The organism is Nocardia sp. NPDC051030 (assembly GCF_040683015.1).
GTDB lineage: Bacteria > Actinomycetota > Actinomycetes > Mycobacteriales > Mycobacteriaceae > Nocardia.
The window spans coordinates 37,910-53,207 of sequence record NZ_JBFBCD010000010.1 but is presented as its reverse complement, the minus strand read 5'-3'; the positions used below and the strand labels follow the sequence as shown (position 1 = coordinate 53,207).

Annotated in this window: 16 protein-coding genes; 4 read left to right on the top strand and 12 right to left on the bottom strand. The window is 64.8% G+C overall.

From position 1 onward, the window contains the following. Window positions 1-25 precede the first annotated feature (25 nt). Complete coding sequence (gene gndA / locus AB0N05_RS30560) at window positions 26-1,468, top strand: NADP-dependent phosphogluconate dehydrogenase (protein ID WP_364700253.1); 1,443 nt, start codon at window positions 26-28, stop codon at window positions 1,466-1,468. 264 nt (window positions 1,469-1,732) lie between these two features. Here gndA and AB0N05_RS30555 read toward each other — a convergent pair whose 3' ends face one another. Further along, on the bottom strand, window positions 1,733-2,929 hold the full coding sequence (locus AB0N05_RS30555) for an MFS transporter (RefSeq protein WP_364700251.1): 1,197 nt from the start codon (window positions 2,927-2,929) through the stop codon (window positions 1,733-1,735). A gap of 95 nt (window positions 2,930-3,024) precedes the next feature. After that, window positions 3,025-3,771 (bottom strand): SDR family oxidoreductase, encoded by a 747-nt coding sequence (locus tag AB0N05_RS30550; protein ID WP_364700249.1) that lies wholly within the window; start codon window positions 3,769-3,771, stop codon window positions 3,025-3,027. Between the two features lie 159 nt (window positions 3,772-3,930). On the opposite strand from AB0N05_RS30550, the gene AB0N05_RS30545 reads away from it, so the two are divergent. Further along, a complete protein-coding gene (locus tag AB0N05_RS30545) occupies window positions 3,931-4,845 on the top strand; it encodes a LysR family transcriptional regulator (RefSeq protein WP_364700247.1) in 915 nt (304 codons plus the stop codon). A 67-nt stretch (window positions 4,846-4,912) separates the two neighbouring features. Here AB0N05_RS30545 and AB0N05_RS30540 read toward each other — a convergent pair whose 3' ends face one another. From AB0N05_RS30540 to AB0N05_RS30510, 7 genes are all read right to left on the bottom strand, one after another. After that, window positions 4,913-5,698, bottom strand: coding sequence for a glucose 1-dehydrogenase (locus tag AB0N05_RS30540; RefSeq protein ID WP_364700245.1), 786 nt, complete (start codon window positions 5,696-5,698; stop codon window positions 4,913-4,915). Between the two features lie 77 nt (window positions 5,699-5,775). After that, complete coding sequence (locus AB0N05_RS30535) at window positions 5,776-6,627, bottom strand: helix-turn-helix transcriptional regulator (RefSeq protein WP_364700243.1); 852 nt, start codon at window positions 6,625-6,627, stop codon at window positions 5,776-5,778. Between the two features lie 210 nt (window positions 6,628-6,837). Next, window positions 6,838-7,062 carry a hypothetical protein gene (locus tag AB0N05_RS30530; RefSeq protein ID WP_364700241.1) on the bottom strand — a complete coding sequence of 75 codons (225 nt, stop codon included), beginning with the start codon at window positions 7,060-7,062 and terminating at the stop codon, window positions 6,838-6,840. Window positions 7,063-7,279: 217 nt separating this feature from the next. Then, window positions 7,280-7,690: a hypothetical protein gene (locus tag AB0N05_RS30525; protein WP_364700239.1), complete on the bottom strand. Its 411-nt coding sequence runs from the start codon at window positions 7,688-7,690 to the stop codon at window positions 7,280-7,282. Window positions 7,691-8,044: 354 nt separating this feature from the next. Continuing rightward, window positions 8,045-8,320, bottom strand: a complete 276-nt coding sequence (locus AB0N05_RS30520; protein WP_364700237.1) for a hypothetical protein — start codon at window positions 8,318-8,320, stop codon at window positions 8,045-8,047. 116 nt (window positions 8,321-8,436) lie between these two features. Further along, window positions 8,437-8,688: a helix-turn-helix domain-containing protein gene (locus AB0N05_RS30515; protein ID WP_364700235.1), complete on the bottom strand. Its 252-nt coding sequence runs from the start codon at window positions 8,686-8,688 to the stop codon at window positions 8,437-8,439. Window positions 8,689-8,691: 3 nt separating this feature from the next. Then, window positions 8,692-8,967: a hypothetical protein gene (locus AB0N05_RS30510; RefSeq protein WP_364700233.1), complete on the bottom strand. Its 276-nt coding sequence runs from the start codon at window positions 8,965-8,967 to the stop codon at window positions 8,692-8,694. Between the two features lie 133 nt (window positions 8,968-9,100). On the opposite strand from AB0N05_RS30510, the gene AB0N05_RS30505 reads away from it, so the two are divergent. Further along, window positions 9,101-10,000, top strand: a complete 900-nt coding sequence (locus tag AB0N05_RS30505) for a helix-turn-helix transcriptional regulator (protein ID WP_364700231.1) — start codon at window positions 9,101-9,103, stop codon at window positions 9,998-10,000. Further along, window positions 9,990-10,199: a DUF397 domain-containing protein gene (locus AB0N05_RS30500; protein ID WP_364700864.1), complete on the top strand. Its 210-nt coding sequence runs from the start codon at window positions 9,990-9,992 to the stop codon at window positions 10,197-10,199. The genes AB0N05_RS30505 and AB0N05_RS30500 overlap by 11 nt, the downstream gene beginning before the upstream one ends. 55 nt (window positions 10,200-10,254) lie before the next feature. Here AB0N05_RS30500 and AB0N05_RS30495 read toward each other — a convergent pair whose 3' ends face one another. The 3 genes from AB0N05_RS30495 to AB0N05_RS30485 form a co-directional block, all read right to left on the bottom strand. Beyond that, window positions 10,255-12,201, bottom strand: a complete 1,947-nt coding sequence (locus AB0N05_RS30495) for an ATP-binding cassette domain-containing protein (RefSeq protein WP_364700229.1) — start codon at window positions 12,199-12,201, stop codon at window positions 10,255-10,257. A gap of 36 nt (window positions 12,202-12,237) precedes the next feature. After that, window positions 12,238-13,458 (bottom strand): 3-oxoacyl-[acyl-carrier-protein] synthase III C-terminal domain-containing protein, encoded by a 1,221-nt coding sequence (locus AB0N05_RS30490; protein WP_364700227.1) that lies wholly within the window; start codon window positions 13,456-13,458, stop codon window positions 12,238-12,240. Window positions 13,459-13,544: 86 nt separating this feature from the next. Continuing rightward, window positions 13,545-15,011, bottom strand: a complete 1,467-nt coding sequence (locus tag AB0N05_RS30485; RefSeq protein WP_364700225.1) for a fatty acid desaturase — start codon at window positions 15,009-15,011, stop codon at window positions 13,545-13,547. Between the last annotated feature and the right edge of the window lie 287 nt (window positions 15,012-15,298).

The window sequence follows — 15,298 nt, the reverse complement described above, 5'->3', positions numbered from 1 at the left end:
CTGTCGAACGAAGAGAGACTGATTCATGGCGTCCTCCACAGCGCGCGCACAGATCGGGGTCACCGGCCTGGCAGTGATGGGCAGCAATATCGCCCGCAACTTCGCCAATCACGGCTACACGGTCGCGCTGCACAATCGCAGCGTCGCCAAGACCGACGCTCTGCTCGAGGCTCACGGTTCCGAGGGTGATTTCGTGCGCACCGAGACCATCGAGGAGTTCGTGGCCGCGCTGGAGAAGCCGCGCCGCGTGCTGATCATGGTGAAGGCCGGTGACCCGACCGATGCCGTCATCGGGGAGCTCGCCGACGCCATGGAGCCGGGCGACATCATCATCGACGGCGGCAACGCCCTCTACACCGACACCATCCGGCGCGAGGCGGCCATGAAGGCGCGCGGGCTGAACTTCGTCGGCGCGGGCATCTCCGGTGGTGAGGAGGGCGCGCTCAATGGCCCGGCCATCATGCCCGGCGGCCCGAAGGAGTCCTACGAGTCGCTCGGCCCCATGCTGGAATCGATTGCGGCGCAGGTCGACGGCACTCCGTGCTGCACGCATATCGGCCCCGACGGTTCCGGCCACTTCGTGAAGATGGTGCACAACGGCATCGAGTACGCCGATATGCAGCTCATCGGCGAGGCCTACCACCTGTTCCGCGACGCCCTCGGCTTCGGTGCGAAGCAGATCGCGGATGTGTTCACCCAGTGGAACTCCGGTGATCTGGAGAGCTACCTGGTCGAGATCACCGCCGAGGTGCTCAACCAGGTCGACGCCAAGACCGGCAAGCCGCTCGTGGACGTGATCGTGGACGCCGCCGAGCAGAAGGGCACCGGCCGCTGGACCGTCAAGTCCGCGCTGGATCTGGGCATCCCGGTCACGGGTATCGCCGAGGCCGTGTTCGCCCGCGCCCTGTCGGGTTCGCGTGAGCAGCGCAAGGCCGCCACCGGTCTGGCCTCGGGCACCCTGGCCGCCAAGCCCACCGATGTCGAGCAGTTCACCGAGGACATCCGCCAGGCCCTGTACGCCTCCAAGATCGTCGCCTACGCGCAGGGCTTCGACCAGATCGCCGCGGGCAGCGTGGAATACAACTGGGACCTGAATCCCGGTGATATGGCCACCATCTGGCGTGGCGGCTGCATCATTCGCGCCCGCTTCCTGAATCGCATCAAGGACGCCTACGAGCAGGACCCGGCCCTCCCGAGCCTGATCCTGGCCCCGTACTTCCGCGAGGCGATCGAGACCGCCATCGACAGCTGGCGTCGCGTGGTGGCCACCGCCACCCTGCTGGGCATCCCGGTCCCGGCCTTCGCCTCCTCGCTCTCCTACTACGACGCCCTCCGCGCCGAGCGCCTCCCGGCCGCCCTCACCCAGGGCCAGCGCGACTTCTTCGGCGCGCACACCTACGAGCGCATCGACGCCCCGGGCAAGTACCACACCCTGTGGAGCGGTGACCGCAGCGAAGTCTCCGCCTAGGAGTAGCCGCACAGCCAAAGATGAGGCCCCGCACCGGATTCCGGTGCGGGGCCTCATTCGATTCACTGCCGCGTGACTACCTGGTCGATATCGCCGGAGAGTCGCGGTCCGGCTGTTCGACCTCTCGGGTCTCTGCCGTGGTTGTCGCCGCTGCGGTGCAGGGCCGGGACCTCCAGCCGCCGGACCTGGGGCGAGTGGGGCGGGCTTCGTCGATGGTGGTGGGTGCGGTGTTCATGCGCTGCTCCTCTCGGGCGAATCGACGGGTCAGTTCTTGGCGGAGCGGGTGGTCCAGACCGCCACGGAGGCAAGCACACTCAGCGCCGCGCCGAACCACAGCACGGCGGTGAGGGCCACCGAGTCGGTGATGATGCCGCCGAACAGGGCTCCCAGCGCGATGGCCAGATTGAACATGGCGGTGTTCAGCGCGGTTGCCGCCTCGGCGGAATCGGGGGCGGCTTGCAGGATCCAGGTCTGCACGCCGACCGGAATGCCGCCGAAGGCCAGGCCCCAGGCGATCAGCAGGATGATGCCGGAGATCGGGGTGGTGCCGATCAGGGCGACGAGGGTCAGGACCGAGGCCAGGACAATGCTGATGGCGACAATGGTGGCGTGAATATTGCGGCCACCCGCCGCGCCGGTGAGGAAGTTGCCGACAATGCCCGCCACACCGTAGGCCAGCAGCACCGGGCCGATCAGGTTCTTGTCGATGCCGATATGCGATTCGATGATCGGGCTGACGAAGGTGAAGGCCGCGAAGTGACCGCTGACCAGCAGGAAGGTGACCAGCACGCCGGTGCGGACGACCGGATTGCGGAACTGCTCGGCCAGGGTGCGCAGGTGCACGGGCTTATCGGCGGGCATCTGCGGTAGCAGTAGCAGTAGTGCGGTCACCACGAGCAGGCCCAGTCCGCCGAGCACTCCGAAGGCGATGCGCCAATCGGTGAGCTGACCGATCAGGGTGCCCGCCGGAATGCCGAGCACATTGGCGGCCGTCGCGCCGCCGAAGGCGATGGCGGTGGCCTGCGGCACGAACTTGCTCGGCACCATGCGCACCGCGATACCGGCTGCGAGCGACCAGAATCCGCCGATGGCAATGCCGACCAGCAGTCGGGAGACGAGCAGTACCGCGAAGTTCGGGGCGGTGGCCGACATGACATTGGCGGCGACCATGAGGGTGATCAGGCCGAGCAGCACGATGCGGCGATCCAGGCGGCCGATCGCCACCGGTAGCAGCGGCGCGGTGGCCGAGGCGACCAGGCCGGGAACCGTAACCATCAGTCCCGCAGTGCCTTCGGAGACACCGAGCGCTTCGCTGACCGAGGAGAGCAGACCCACGGGCAGTTGCTCGGAGGTGACGACCGAGAAGGTGCCGACGGCCACGGCCGCGACACCGAGCCAGCGCTTGACGGGTACCCGCTCGGATTCGGTTGTGGTGGTCGCTGTTTCAGCTGTGGTGATCATGGCGAGCTCCTTCTAGCAAGTATGCCAGTGTTAAGTATCTGAATATTGAGATTTATTTCGCGCAGGTCAGAGCGCCGGAAGTGGTGTTCGGTGGTTCAGGCCGGGCTGCCGTCGACCCGGATGGTCTGACCGGAGACCCAGTCGGCGGCCGGGCTGGTCAGCCAGGCGACGACCCGGGCGATGTCCTCGGGCTGGCCGAGGCGGTCGCGGCGCGGCGGCTCGGGCGGGACCGCGTCGGTGACCGGGCCCGGGGCGACCGCATTGACGGTGATGTCCCGCACCGCGAGTTCCCGTGCGGCGGTGACCACCAGCGCCTCGACTGCGGCCTTCACGGCCGCCGACGCACCGTGGGATCCGGTGAGTGCGCTGGTGAGGGCGACGTAGCGGCCGTGCTCGGTGAGATGCCGGGCGGCGGCCCGCAGGGTATTGAAGGCGCTGCGGGTGTTGTGGTCGAGCAGCAGGTCGAAATCGGCGTCGGTGTGCTCGGTGAGGGGCTTGTCCAGGACCGCGCCGACCGTGTGCACGACAATATCGAGGCGACCGTGCCGGGCGAGGACTCCCGTGAAAAGCGTGTTCACATCGCAGGATTGGGTCGCGTCCGACCGGATGGCCTCGGCGCGCACGCCGAAGCGTTCCAGGGCCGCGAGGGTGCGGGCGGCGGCGTGCTCGCCGTGGGCGTAGCTGATCACCGTGGTCGCGCCGCGGGCGGCGAACTGTTCAGCGCAGGCTGCTCCCAGATTGCGGGTGCCACCGACAACAAGGGCGACGCGGCCCGCGAGATCGTGGTTTCCGGTGGTGAGGGAGTTCTGCCACCGCACCCAGTCGGCCGAGGCGTGTGGCATCGGAAGTCCTTTCGTCGCAGGTGCTTTGCTGTCACCAAGCTTGCTGGAATGGACGCCGAAGCGGAAACAAAAGATCTTGGTAGCGGCCACCGGTGATTCCGGTGGCCGCAGATAACTGCGAAGGCGCGCAAGGCTTCCAGCCCCGGTAGGGTCAGCGGCGTGATCGATCTGGATATTCGCCAGCTGCAATCGTTTCTGGTGGTGGCGGCCGAACTGAATATCACCCGCGCCTCGGCCCGGCTGCATCTCAGCCAGCAGACGCTCTCCACCCAAATCCAGCAGCTGGAACGCGCTTTGGCTGTGACACTGCTGGTTCGGACCTCGCGCGGGGTACTGCTCACGCCCGCCGGGGAGGAGCTCGCGCGCGGCGGCAATGCGGTGGTGGCGGATCTCGGCGCACTCACCGAACGCGTGCAGGCCGCGGACCGTGGCAATCTCGGCAAGCTGCAACTGGCCGTGTGTCCCTACGCCACATCGCTTTTCGCCACCGAGGTCGCCGATGCCATGGAGGCGGCCGTGCCCGGCCTCGAGGTCGACCTGACCACCGTCCACACACCCCCGGCCGAACGCGAACTGCTGCTCTCGGGTGAGGCCGACGCCGCCTTCATCTGGCTGCCCCTCGGTGACGATCGTTTTCAGCACGCCGTGGTGCGCACCGACCCGCGCGTCGTCGCACTCTCCCCGAAACATCCCCTCGCCGAACAGGAGTCGGTGACCCTCGCCGACCTCGCCGACGAACCGGTGCTGCGCCCGGACATCTACCTCTCCGAGGAGAACCTGCGCCATTGGATGGCCGATCCCCGTCCCGACGGCACCGCCGCCCAGCGTGGCCCGGAGGTCGAGAAGGTCGAGGACGCCCTCATGATGGTCGCCCGCCGCAAGGGCGTCTGGCTGGCCCCGGAACCCTTGAGCCGCTGGATCCCTGCCACCGCTGTGGTCTGGCGAACGGTCACCGACGCCGAACCCTCCGAGCTCGCCCTGGTCTGGACCGACCGCGCCCCCGCACAACTCATCGCCCGCATGATCGCCGAGGTCCGCACGATCATCGGCCAGTCCGAACCCGCCCTGGTCTGAAGCGCGACGTCCGAAACAGAAAGCCCCGCACCGGATTCCGGTGCGAGGCTTCGGCGTGTGTGTCGTGCTAGAGCATGGCCGATGGGATGGCGGTGGTCATGCCGCCGTCGATGAGCAGATCCTGGCCATTGATGTAGGACGCCGCATCGGAGGCGAGGAAGGCGACCGCCTCGGCCACATCCTCGGCGGTGCCGATGCGAGCGGCGGGCACACCGGCGATGACATCGGCCTGTGCGGTGGGGGAGACGTTCGCGTGGAACATGGGCGTCTCGATATAGCCGGGGCTCACCGAATTGACCCGAATCCGCCTGGGGGCCAGGTCCGCCGCGAGGGTGCGGGCCAGATTGTGCACGGCCGCCTTGGTCGCCGAGTACACCGTCGCGCCCGGAATTCCGCGATGCAGCGTGACCGAGGCATTGATGATGATCGAGGAACCGTCGGCCAGCAGGGGGAGTGCCTGTTGAATGGTGAAGTAGACGCCCTTGAAGTTGATGTCCACGACCCGGTCGAACTCGTCCTCGCCGAACTCCGCGATCGGCGCGAACGAGGCGACGCCCGCATTGGCGAAGACCACATCCAGTCGTCCATGCCGAGTCCGGATGAGATCGGTCAGGTCATCGAGGTCGGCGCGATTGGCCACATCGCCGCGCACGGGCAGGAGGCGTTCGGCCGCATCGGATCCCGTGCCCCGGAGTTGGTCGGAGGCCTCATCGAGCCGGTTCTTGTCGCGTCCGGTGATGATCACATGCGCGCCCCGGGCCAGCAGCGTGCGGGCGGTGGCCAGACCCATGCCGCTGCTGCCGCCGGTAATGAGCGCGACCTTGTCGTCGAATCGAGAAGTGCTGTCCGTCATGGGATTCAGCATTCCGACCGGCGGAGGCCGCAAACAGTGCGTGTTCAACCTGGGTCCACCACCACCAGGCTCACGCTTCAGCCGACGGTGACGCGCATGTCCTGTGCCAGCCGGTCGAGGCGTTCCCCGGTGCCGGTGCCGGCGCGCGGGTTGTAGAGCTCCAGGAACCAGTCCGGCTGGTCGATCACGGCCAGGGTGGTCTTGTCGAAGGTCAGTTCACCGGCTTCGGGGTGGCGAATGGTCTTGACGGCCCGGGTGGGTGCGGCCACATCGTGGCGATCCCACAGTTCGTCGAATTCCGCACTGGCGTCCCGGAGTTCGGTGATCATCCGCTCGAAGGCCGGATCGCCCGGTGTATGCGCCGCGTCGGCCCGGAAGGCGGCGACCATATCCGGTGCGACGGCCGACCACTCACTGTGCAACTCTCGGAAGCGGGGGTTGGTGAAGAACGAGATCAAGCAGTTGAAATCGCCTTCGTCGTGGCCGAATACCCACCGCGTCCCGGCATTCACGGCGAGCAGATTCCAGTGCCGATCCCGCAGCCCCGCCGGTCGCGGCCCCCACGAGTCGAGCAGTTCGCGCAACTCCGGCGCGACCGTCGCAGCGGGAACCCCGGGTTGCGGTCGCGGCGGTCCCGCCAGCAGAAACAAATGTGCGCGTTCGGGTTCGGTAAGCCGCAGCGCCCGGCTCACGGCATCGAGAATGTCTTCGGAAACATTGATATCGCGCCCCTGCTCCAGCCAGGTGTACCAAGACACCCCAACCCCGGCGAGCAGCGCCACTTCCTCCCGCCGCAGCCCGGGAGTCCGGCGGGCACCAGTGGTAACCAATCCGACCTCGCCGGGCGTGACCCGAGCCCGCCGAGTGCGCAGAAAATCGCGGAGCTGTTCCCGCTGTTGCTGTTTAACTGCTGCGAAAGTGCTGACCATGTCCGGGGACAACAACGCCGAGCCCGCCGGTACTCCATGAGAATGGTTTCTGTTCCTCTAGCCGAAACGCCCCGCTCGTCCTTGTCGGCATGGCTCAGGATGCGCGGCGGTGCTCCCCGTCGTGTTCATGGTGGGCGATCACCGACAGTAGCTCTGTCACCCATGCGGGACGTGTTGCACCGGTGTCATTTTCGGCCAGATCTCGCTCGATCAACTGGCGAATGTACGCGGACTGGTCAATCCGGCCGCTTTGGCGCGCGCTTTGCACGCCCGATCCAGTGGGGCGGGAAGCTTCACCGATCGTGGGACCAGGGTCGTCTCGGGGTCGAGGTCGATCCCCAACTCTTCGATCGTCGCCTCTTCGCCGGTGTACTCGAGGCGCTCGGTCATGGCGGCGACCTCGTCGGGGGTCATGTCGTCGAAGGTGTCACTCATGGGTTGCCTCCCATTTCTCTACTTCGTTCACCTGGTCGCCGGTTCTCTTGGGGATTCAGCCTGTGGCGTGATGTTGTGTCGCAGACACTCCGGCGGAGTTTTGCGACAGTTCTCTGGGGTGTTGCAGTTCAGGTGGCTGGGTGCCGTGACTGTCCGTCGACCTAAGTCTTCGACACCATCGACGAGGCGTTGCGCGCCGCGGCAACCTAGCCGCGGCCTACAGCAATTCTGGTGCGAAATAGGTGGCGGCCAGGGCGACGAAGGTCTTGGCCTCCTCCTGCGATACGGCGTATTCGTAGGTGACGCGGCGGGCCACGAAGACTTGTTGCGGGCCGCGGTCGCTGTTGGGATGGGCGGCGATTTCGGTTCGCAGGTCGGCGACAACGGCTTTGGCGAGGTCCACGCTTTCTCGCCGGTATTTCCACGCCATGACGCGGAGTTGGCCGTCGTAGGAGTCGAGCCCTTCGAGGAACCGCTTCTCGTCGGCGGTGTACTGCTGGATGCGCGGAATTCGGTCGCCGTAGACGTTGAGGGTCAGGCCCGCGGAGAAGCCGAGGGAAGCGCCGAAGAGGCAGGCCGCCGCGGCGATGAGGAGGAGGCGACGGGTACCGGGTGAGGCTGTGATCACCTACCGAATTGTATTGCGTGACAGCGGGCGTCGAAGTCGAGTTGTAGCGGCTCCCCGGCAATCGCGGGTACCGCTGTGCTGGGTCACCGCCGACACCTGTCGTGATTCGCGTTAGGTGCCGCGAAGACCGGTGAACTGCTCAAACCTCTGGCTGAACCGCTTCGGACCCCGGTGACCCCAAGAGAACAGCCGTGACGTGCCGCGGCTGAGCGGCCGTAACACGCGGTGTGCCCACGATGGTTCGAAGAGCGCTCTCGTGCAAATTGTGGTGTAAATACTTTCAATTCATGGAAGCGGTTCGAATGCAGACCCCTTTCCGTGGCTCACCCGAGCTACCGGAATGGTCGTTGACGGTCAGCCGCTCTCGGTGCTGACGGGTGGGAGTTCCCGCAGCGGTGGCGCTCCGGCCATGATGCGCTTGGGGTAGTCGGGCTCTTCTGCGTCTGTGGCGATGGTGAACCGGTTACCCGTGTCTGCGCAGATCACGTCGGCGAACTTGACGAGTGCCTCGATGTCGGCGGGTTCGAGGTGATCGTGGCTGGGCACGATGATCGCGTTGACGTCCTCGTTCCACACGAGAGTCATCAGCCGTTGCACGACGGCGTCGCGCTCGGGTGCTATCAAGACCATGAGACAGATCTCGTATCCATATTGATTTGCGGCAGAGTGCATCTCGCTCTCATGCACTGGTTTCTGGAGACCGGAGATCTCGCGGCGCAGAAATCCGATCGCGTACTGTGTCATGGTCACGCTCCGAGGTAATCGCGATAGACGGGCCGGGTGATCGCCACACGGCCCCGATTGGTCGAACGCCACCGCGCGGGGCCTTGCAGGGTTCCCATCACCAGCCCGGTTCGAGACAGGCGCAGCAACGCCCGGTGAACCGACGCCTCGGGCAGCCCGGTGGCGCAGCAGAGCTGGCGCGCGGTGAGCGTCCTGGCTGGTTCCAAATTCGACAGTGTGCCAAGGACTTTCGCCTCTGGCTCGGTGAACGCCATCGGTCACCACCTCCGACTGACTGGCACGTAGGTGCGCGGCGGCTCGGCCGCCAGACGCGCCTGGATATCGGCGACCGTCAGCCGGGGGACGTCGCGGTCCATGGACCCGGCGATGCGCCCGACCACGGCCGCCGCGAACACCCCTAGCGACACGAGCGTGATGGCAAGAATGGGTTCCATGTCCGGCAGCTCCCGGTAGTTCGACGGTCGATGCAGAAAGCGCCGGGCGTGAAGATCGCGATTGCGGGAACACAACTCGCCGGGCACTTCCAATGACACACCCCTCCCTGTGATGGTTTCCATCGAATCGGTGGGACCGAAAAAAGTTCCTCGAAACCCCTGAACAGCCCCCGCCGCAGGTGGAATGATTACCCCGACATGGTGATTCACCCTCCCCGAATCGGAGGATGCAATGACACAGCCAACCAGCGATGCGGGTTCGACGCTGCCGCGTCGCCAACTCGGCCGCTACCTCCTTGAATGGCGCACCCGCGCCGGATACACACAGACGAAGGCCGCTCAGCTTCTGGAGATGGGCGCATCCAGTCTCGGTCGGCTGGAGAAGGGCGAGAACTCTCGAATCAAAACGCGCGACATACAGGCCGTGTCCGATTTGTACGGAGTGCCTGAGGATCTCACCGCCGCGCTGGTCGGCCTCGCAAAGCAAGCCAACGTCAAGAACTGGTGGCACCAATACGGCGACTTGATCCCCAAAGACTTCGATGTCTACGTAGGTCTCGAAGCCGCCGCATTCAAAATCATTACGTACCAACCCGATCTGGTGCCTGGCCTACTTCAGATCGCCGACTACGATCGATCACTGGTCAGCCAGATTTGGCCAGCCGATTCCCCTGAGGAATGGGAGCGGCGCGTGCAGTTGAAGATGCAGCGTCAGAGGATTGTTACCCGTAAGACGCAACCCGTGACGCTCGATGTCGTGGTCGGCGAAGCAGCGTTACGCCGAGTCGCGGGCAGCTCGGCCATCATGACCACTCAGCTCCGACATCTGGCCGACCGATCAACAGAAGACAACGTTGAGCTACGGGTACTTCCGTCCGCCGCAGGCTTTCCGGGCGGTATCTCGATGCCTCCATTCGTAGTGCTGCAATATGGGGAATCGGCACCCGGTGAACCCGTAGAGCCTCCTGTTGTATTCCTGGAGGGCATCGTGGGCAACATGTACATCGAGGACGCGGACGACGTGGCGAGCTTCTTGCGATCGTACGATCGCCTGAGGAACGCATCGCTCGACTGTTCAGACAGCCGACAGTTGCTCAGGCAGATAGCAAGGGAGTATGAGAGTGGACACTGACCTGTCCGGCGCGCACTGGTTCAAGAGCAGCTACAGCCAGGGTGGTGGCGAATGCGTGGAGGTCGCCTACCTGGACGGTGGCATGGTCGGCGTCCGCGACTCCAAGAACCCGACCGGCCCCGCGCTAGTCTTCACGCCCGGCGAATGGAGCGCCTTCACCGCGGGCGTCAATGACGGAGAATTCAACCGCACCAACTGATTTCAAAAAGAATGCCCCGCACCGGATTCGGTGCGGGGCATTCTGTTCGGTCGGATCAGGCTGACGGTGCGGCGACCGCCTTGGCCTCCGCGACCTTGCCGAAGTCGAGCTTGACCAGTTGGTCGGCGAGGTGGAAGTAGCGGTCGTCGTGGGTGATGACGATGACCGTCTTACCGCGGCGTTTGAGATCGGTGAGGATCTCCTTGTAGAAGACGTCGCGGAACTTGGGTTCCTGGTCGGCGGCCCACTCGTCGAAGAGGTAGATCTGGCGGTCTTCGAGGAGTGCGGTGAGCAGGGCTAGGCGCTTGCGCTGGCCCTGGGAGAGGTTGATCGTGGAGAGGCGGCCGTCTTGGACGGTTACCTTGTGCGCGATCTGCAACTCCTCGAGGTAGCGGCGCACCTCGACATCGATGCCGGGTTCGAAGCCCAGGTAGTCCTCGAACAGGTGGAAGTCGGTGAAGATGGCCGACGAGTTCTGGCGGAACCACTCGATGTTCTCGTGGTCGATCGCCTCGCCATTGAGCGAGACCTGGCCGGTGCGCGGCACGTACAGGCCCGTGATCAGCTTGGCGAGGGTGGACTTGCCGCTGCCATTGCCACCCACGATGAAGGTGATCTGCCCGGACTCGAAGGTCAGGTCGATCGGGCCGAGGGTGAATCCGGTGACGTCGTCCGCGGCGGGCGGCGGACCCATCGGAGCAGGTCGCATATTCGGCGAGCCATGGCTGATTCGCTTGTGTCCATTGACATCCGGGCGACCGGCCGGACCCATCGGCGCACCGTGCGGTGCGGGACGGCCATCCGGCGGCGGCGCGTGATGCTGACCGGGTGCGGGCCGTCCACCCGCACCCGGATGCCCGGGCCGTCCGGCCGGGGGCGCACCCTGTCCCGGTACCGGATGTCCGCCCGGACTCTGCGCCGGACCCTGTGCCGCAACAGGTCCCGGCTGCTCGCCACCGGGCGGCGGTGGGAACGGCGAGGGCGCTTCGGACTGGTAGTGGTAACTCACACCGGCCAGTTCCAGCCGGGCTTCGGTGGCCTGCGGGCGCTCGGTGTAGGGCAGCTCGTTCTCGTTGTGCATGGTCTCCATGGAGAACTCCATGCCGCGAATCTTGGCCAGCGCCACATCACCGCGCAGCAGGTCCGGAATGCGATGCATGAAGTTCTGCATCGGCATGGACAGGAACGTGGTCACCAGGATGTAGCCGAACATGACGTCGCGCGGCACATTCCACGCCGAGGCGATCCCGAACAGGATGAGCGCCATGGTGCCGAGCTGCAACAGCTGCCCGAAGCCCTGTGCCACCGAGAACTTGGATCCGGCGTCGGTATTCTGCGTCCGCAGTTTGTCGGCCGTGCCAAGCAGGTGCCGGTCCATGAAGTCCTGGCGCCGGCCGCGGTGCAGCTTGAGCTCCTTGATACCCAGCGTCACGGCCTGGAAGGAGCGCAGCAGTGCGTCCTCGTTCTCGCGGGCCTCGTGGTAGATCCGCCGCACCCGCTTGAGAACCAGTTCGACACAGGAGATTCCGAGTACGGTCCCCGCCGCGGTGACCGCGAAGATCGGACCCGAGATGATCAGCAGGTAGACGAAGCAGCCGATGATGGTGGCCACGTCGACGCAGATGCTCGGGATGGCGGTCACTGCCTGCGACAGTGACCGGACATCCTCGGTGAGGGTCGCCATCAGCCGGTGCATGCCGAGCCGCTCGAGGTGCTCGAGCGGCGCGGACACGATGCCGGAGCTGAGCTCCGAGCGCAGCCGGTAGATGGCGTCCTGAGCCAGGCGGATCAGCAACACCTGCGACAGCACACCACCGACCACGATGACCAGTGCGGTCACCGCGAAGTGACCGAAGGTGGCGTTCGGACTCGGTTCCGGTGACACGACTCCCCGAATGAGTGTCACCAGGTAGGTGTTCGCCACACCGCAGATGAGACCGGCGGCAATGATTACCGAGATCCGCATCCACGAGATCGAGACTAGAAATCTGATGAGTTGCATGATTGCTGCGCTCTTTCGAATCGGGCGGTAGCTCGATTATCGGCGGATGATGTCGAAGACGATGCCTTCGAGTGTGACGCCCGGCGCGAAGGAGAACGCCACACCGGTGGAAATCGGCTCCACGGTCTCCGCCTGCTGAATCATCTTCTCCAGCACGAAGATCAGCGAAACGCTGAGCATATTGCCGTACTCGGCCAGCACATCCCAGCTCGTGGCCGCGCGTTCGGCGGGAATACCCAGCGAGTTGACCGATTCCTCGATGATCTTCGGGCCACCCGGGTGGATCGCCCACAGATCGACATCGCCCTTGCTGAGCCCATTGCGGTCCAGCACGTCCACGATGACCGGATCGACACCCTTGTAGATGTACTGCGGCAGGTTCGCCGACAGCTCGCAGGTGATGCCATTGTCATTGACGCCCAGGACGATGCCGTCCTCCGCATCGTCGAACAGGTAGCTGAAGCTGTCCCGGATCACGATCTTGCCGGGGGCGAGCTGCTCCTGCACATTGCCCGCGCCGATCACGACCGCGCCGCAGCCGTCACCGAAGAGGCTGTGGATGATCACATCATTGATGTTGTCGTCGAACACCGCGTTCGCCGAGCTGATCTCGATGCAGATGACCATGGCCTTCTTGTCCGGGTGCGCCCGAACGTAATCCACGGCGGTGCGCATGGCGTTCATCGCGGCCGCACAGCCCATGAAGTTGACCACGACCCGGTTCACCCGCGGCGACAGGCCGAGCTGCTTGACCACGGCCACATCCACGCCGGGCGCGATGAAGCCGGTGCTGGTCGCGAAGACCAGCATGCCGATCTCGGCGGCCGGATCCTCGATACCGGCGATGGCGCGCCCGGCCACGTCGACCGCGAGCGGTGCGGCGTGCTCCATGAACAGATTCATCCGTTCCCGGATGGTCGCCTTCTCGCGGGAGAACTCCAGGAAGTCGGGATCGACCGGGTTGACGGCCAGGTGCCGGTTGGTGATCTTCGTCTTCTGGTAGATCCGCGGAATGCGGGTCTGCTGCGCCGGATCGGTGAACAGCGCGGCCACCTGATCGGCGGCCTCGGACTGGTCGAAGATCTGCAGCGGCGAACCGGTGGCAATGCTTTCGATCACGCCGACCGTGGTCGGCGGGGTCGGGGGCAGCACGGTCTCGGTCAGGCTGTGTACGTGATCAGCCGAGCCGTAGCCACGCTGGGTCCCCTTGTGCGATGCCCCCCAGGACTGAGTGCCCTCATCGATGGTAATAGACATTTTGAAGCTCTCCCCATTCTTTCAAAAGGTGATCGGGCAGCACTGCCTGCGGAAGGCCCGATCACCGAGCAATCAACGAAACGGGTTCAGACCGTTCCGATTCCGGTGAAGCCCTGAGCCATGTACACGACGCAGGTCTTCAATGCCAGCGGCGAGAAGTGTTCCCGAGCGAAGCCCCAATTCCGCTCCACCGCATCGTCCGAAGGCGACAGCAGGTAGGTCTGAATCTGCTTCGGGAATCGATCGGTGAAGAAGCTCTTCGCCGGAATCCACTCCACCCCGAATTTCGCCGCTTCTTCGCGCAATACGTCCTCGGTGGCGATATTGGCGAAGCCACTCCGCTGGTAAGGCAGGACATGGTGCACACGGTGTGAACTCAGTCCGGCCGAGAGGAAGCAGTCGACATAGCGGTTGCCGACCACCTTCAGGTCGTAGGCCTGTTCGAGCTGGTTGACGCCCCAGTCTTCGGTGTTGGTCTCGATGTGCTCGGTCTCCACCTCGAAGTCGTGGCTGGCCACGACCAGGAAGGTGCTGATCCAGAGCGAGAGCACGAATTGCAGTGCCCAGGCCCAGAAGTCGCCCGCGAGGGTGAAGGCGATGAGCTCGCCCAGCAGCAGGAAGCGCACCCCGAACGAGCCGATGAAGTGCGGCAGCGCACCGCCCCAGGTGCCGTACATGTCCTTGATGCCCACCTTGCGGGTGAGCCGGCAGACATCGAGCAACCGGAAGATCATGCCTGTGACCGTGTGCCCGAACTTGTGCACGGTGTGCACCGGGATCCGGAACAGCCGGGGCACTCGCACCATCATGGTGAAGACGTTCTTCTTGATGTCGACTTCACTCTGGGTGTGCGGGTGGTGCAGTAGTGCGTGTCCGTCCGCGGTCACGAATGCCAGTGCGACGTAGTTGAAGTCGAAGGCATTCACGAAGATCTTGTTCCAGCCCTTCTGCGCGCGGTGGATCGCGTAGTGACCGAACCCCGCGAGGGAGCTGCGCAGTAGAACCATGGCGATGACGAATACCGGCAGCGGCATCCAGCTGCGCTCGAACAACCGCAGGCCCTGGACCGCGAAGTACGAGATGGCCAGCAGCGCCACCACGACATTGAAGGTCTTGTCCATGCGCCGGATTCGCGCCGCCAGGTCGGGGTCCTTCAGTCGCGCCTTGACCTTGTGGAGGAGGTCCTCCTTATTGTCGAAGCGGTACTTCGGGGTGTCGCGCCAGCTGTCGAAACCCTCCTTGAACAGGAAGTCCGGTGCATTGGCCTTGGGGTGGATGTCCTCCGGGAGAGCATCGCGATCGAGCGAGTACTTCTTCAGAACTCGTTCGATTCCCTCCGGATTCCGGTGGTATGACCCGATAATGGAGGTGATATCCCGATTTTTCGTTCGCCCGATGAAGAACTCGCCGCCCGGATGCTTGGAAATCCAGTCGCTCAAGTCGTAGGCTTTGCCGTTGTACACCCAGACATTGGAGATCGGAGGCGGTCCGTCAGGACCGGGAGGTCGACGGAAGTCCCGCTCCTCGACTTCCGGGCGGTCGTTCGTCGTCATCTCATTCCTCCAAGTCTTGAAACAGCGCTGCCGATCGGTGGTGCATTGCTCGCTGTTCGCCGATCAATGTCACACGCACACACAGCGTTCGAGCGTTGGAACCAAATCTTGCGTGCCGCGCCTTGCATTCCACTGAACAATCTCTTAAACCAGTAGCTTCGTTATCTCTGGCAACCCCGCCGCCGAGCCGGGCCGCTACACATCAAGGGTGTCGGCTGGCGGGCATCGAGTGTTTCGAATCGGCTGGACACGCGGTGTGTCGACGCGCCGATAGTCTTCCCCCGACC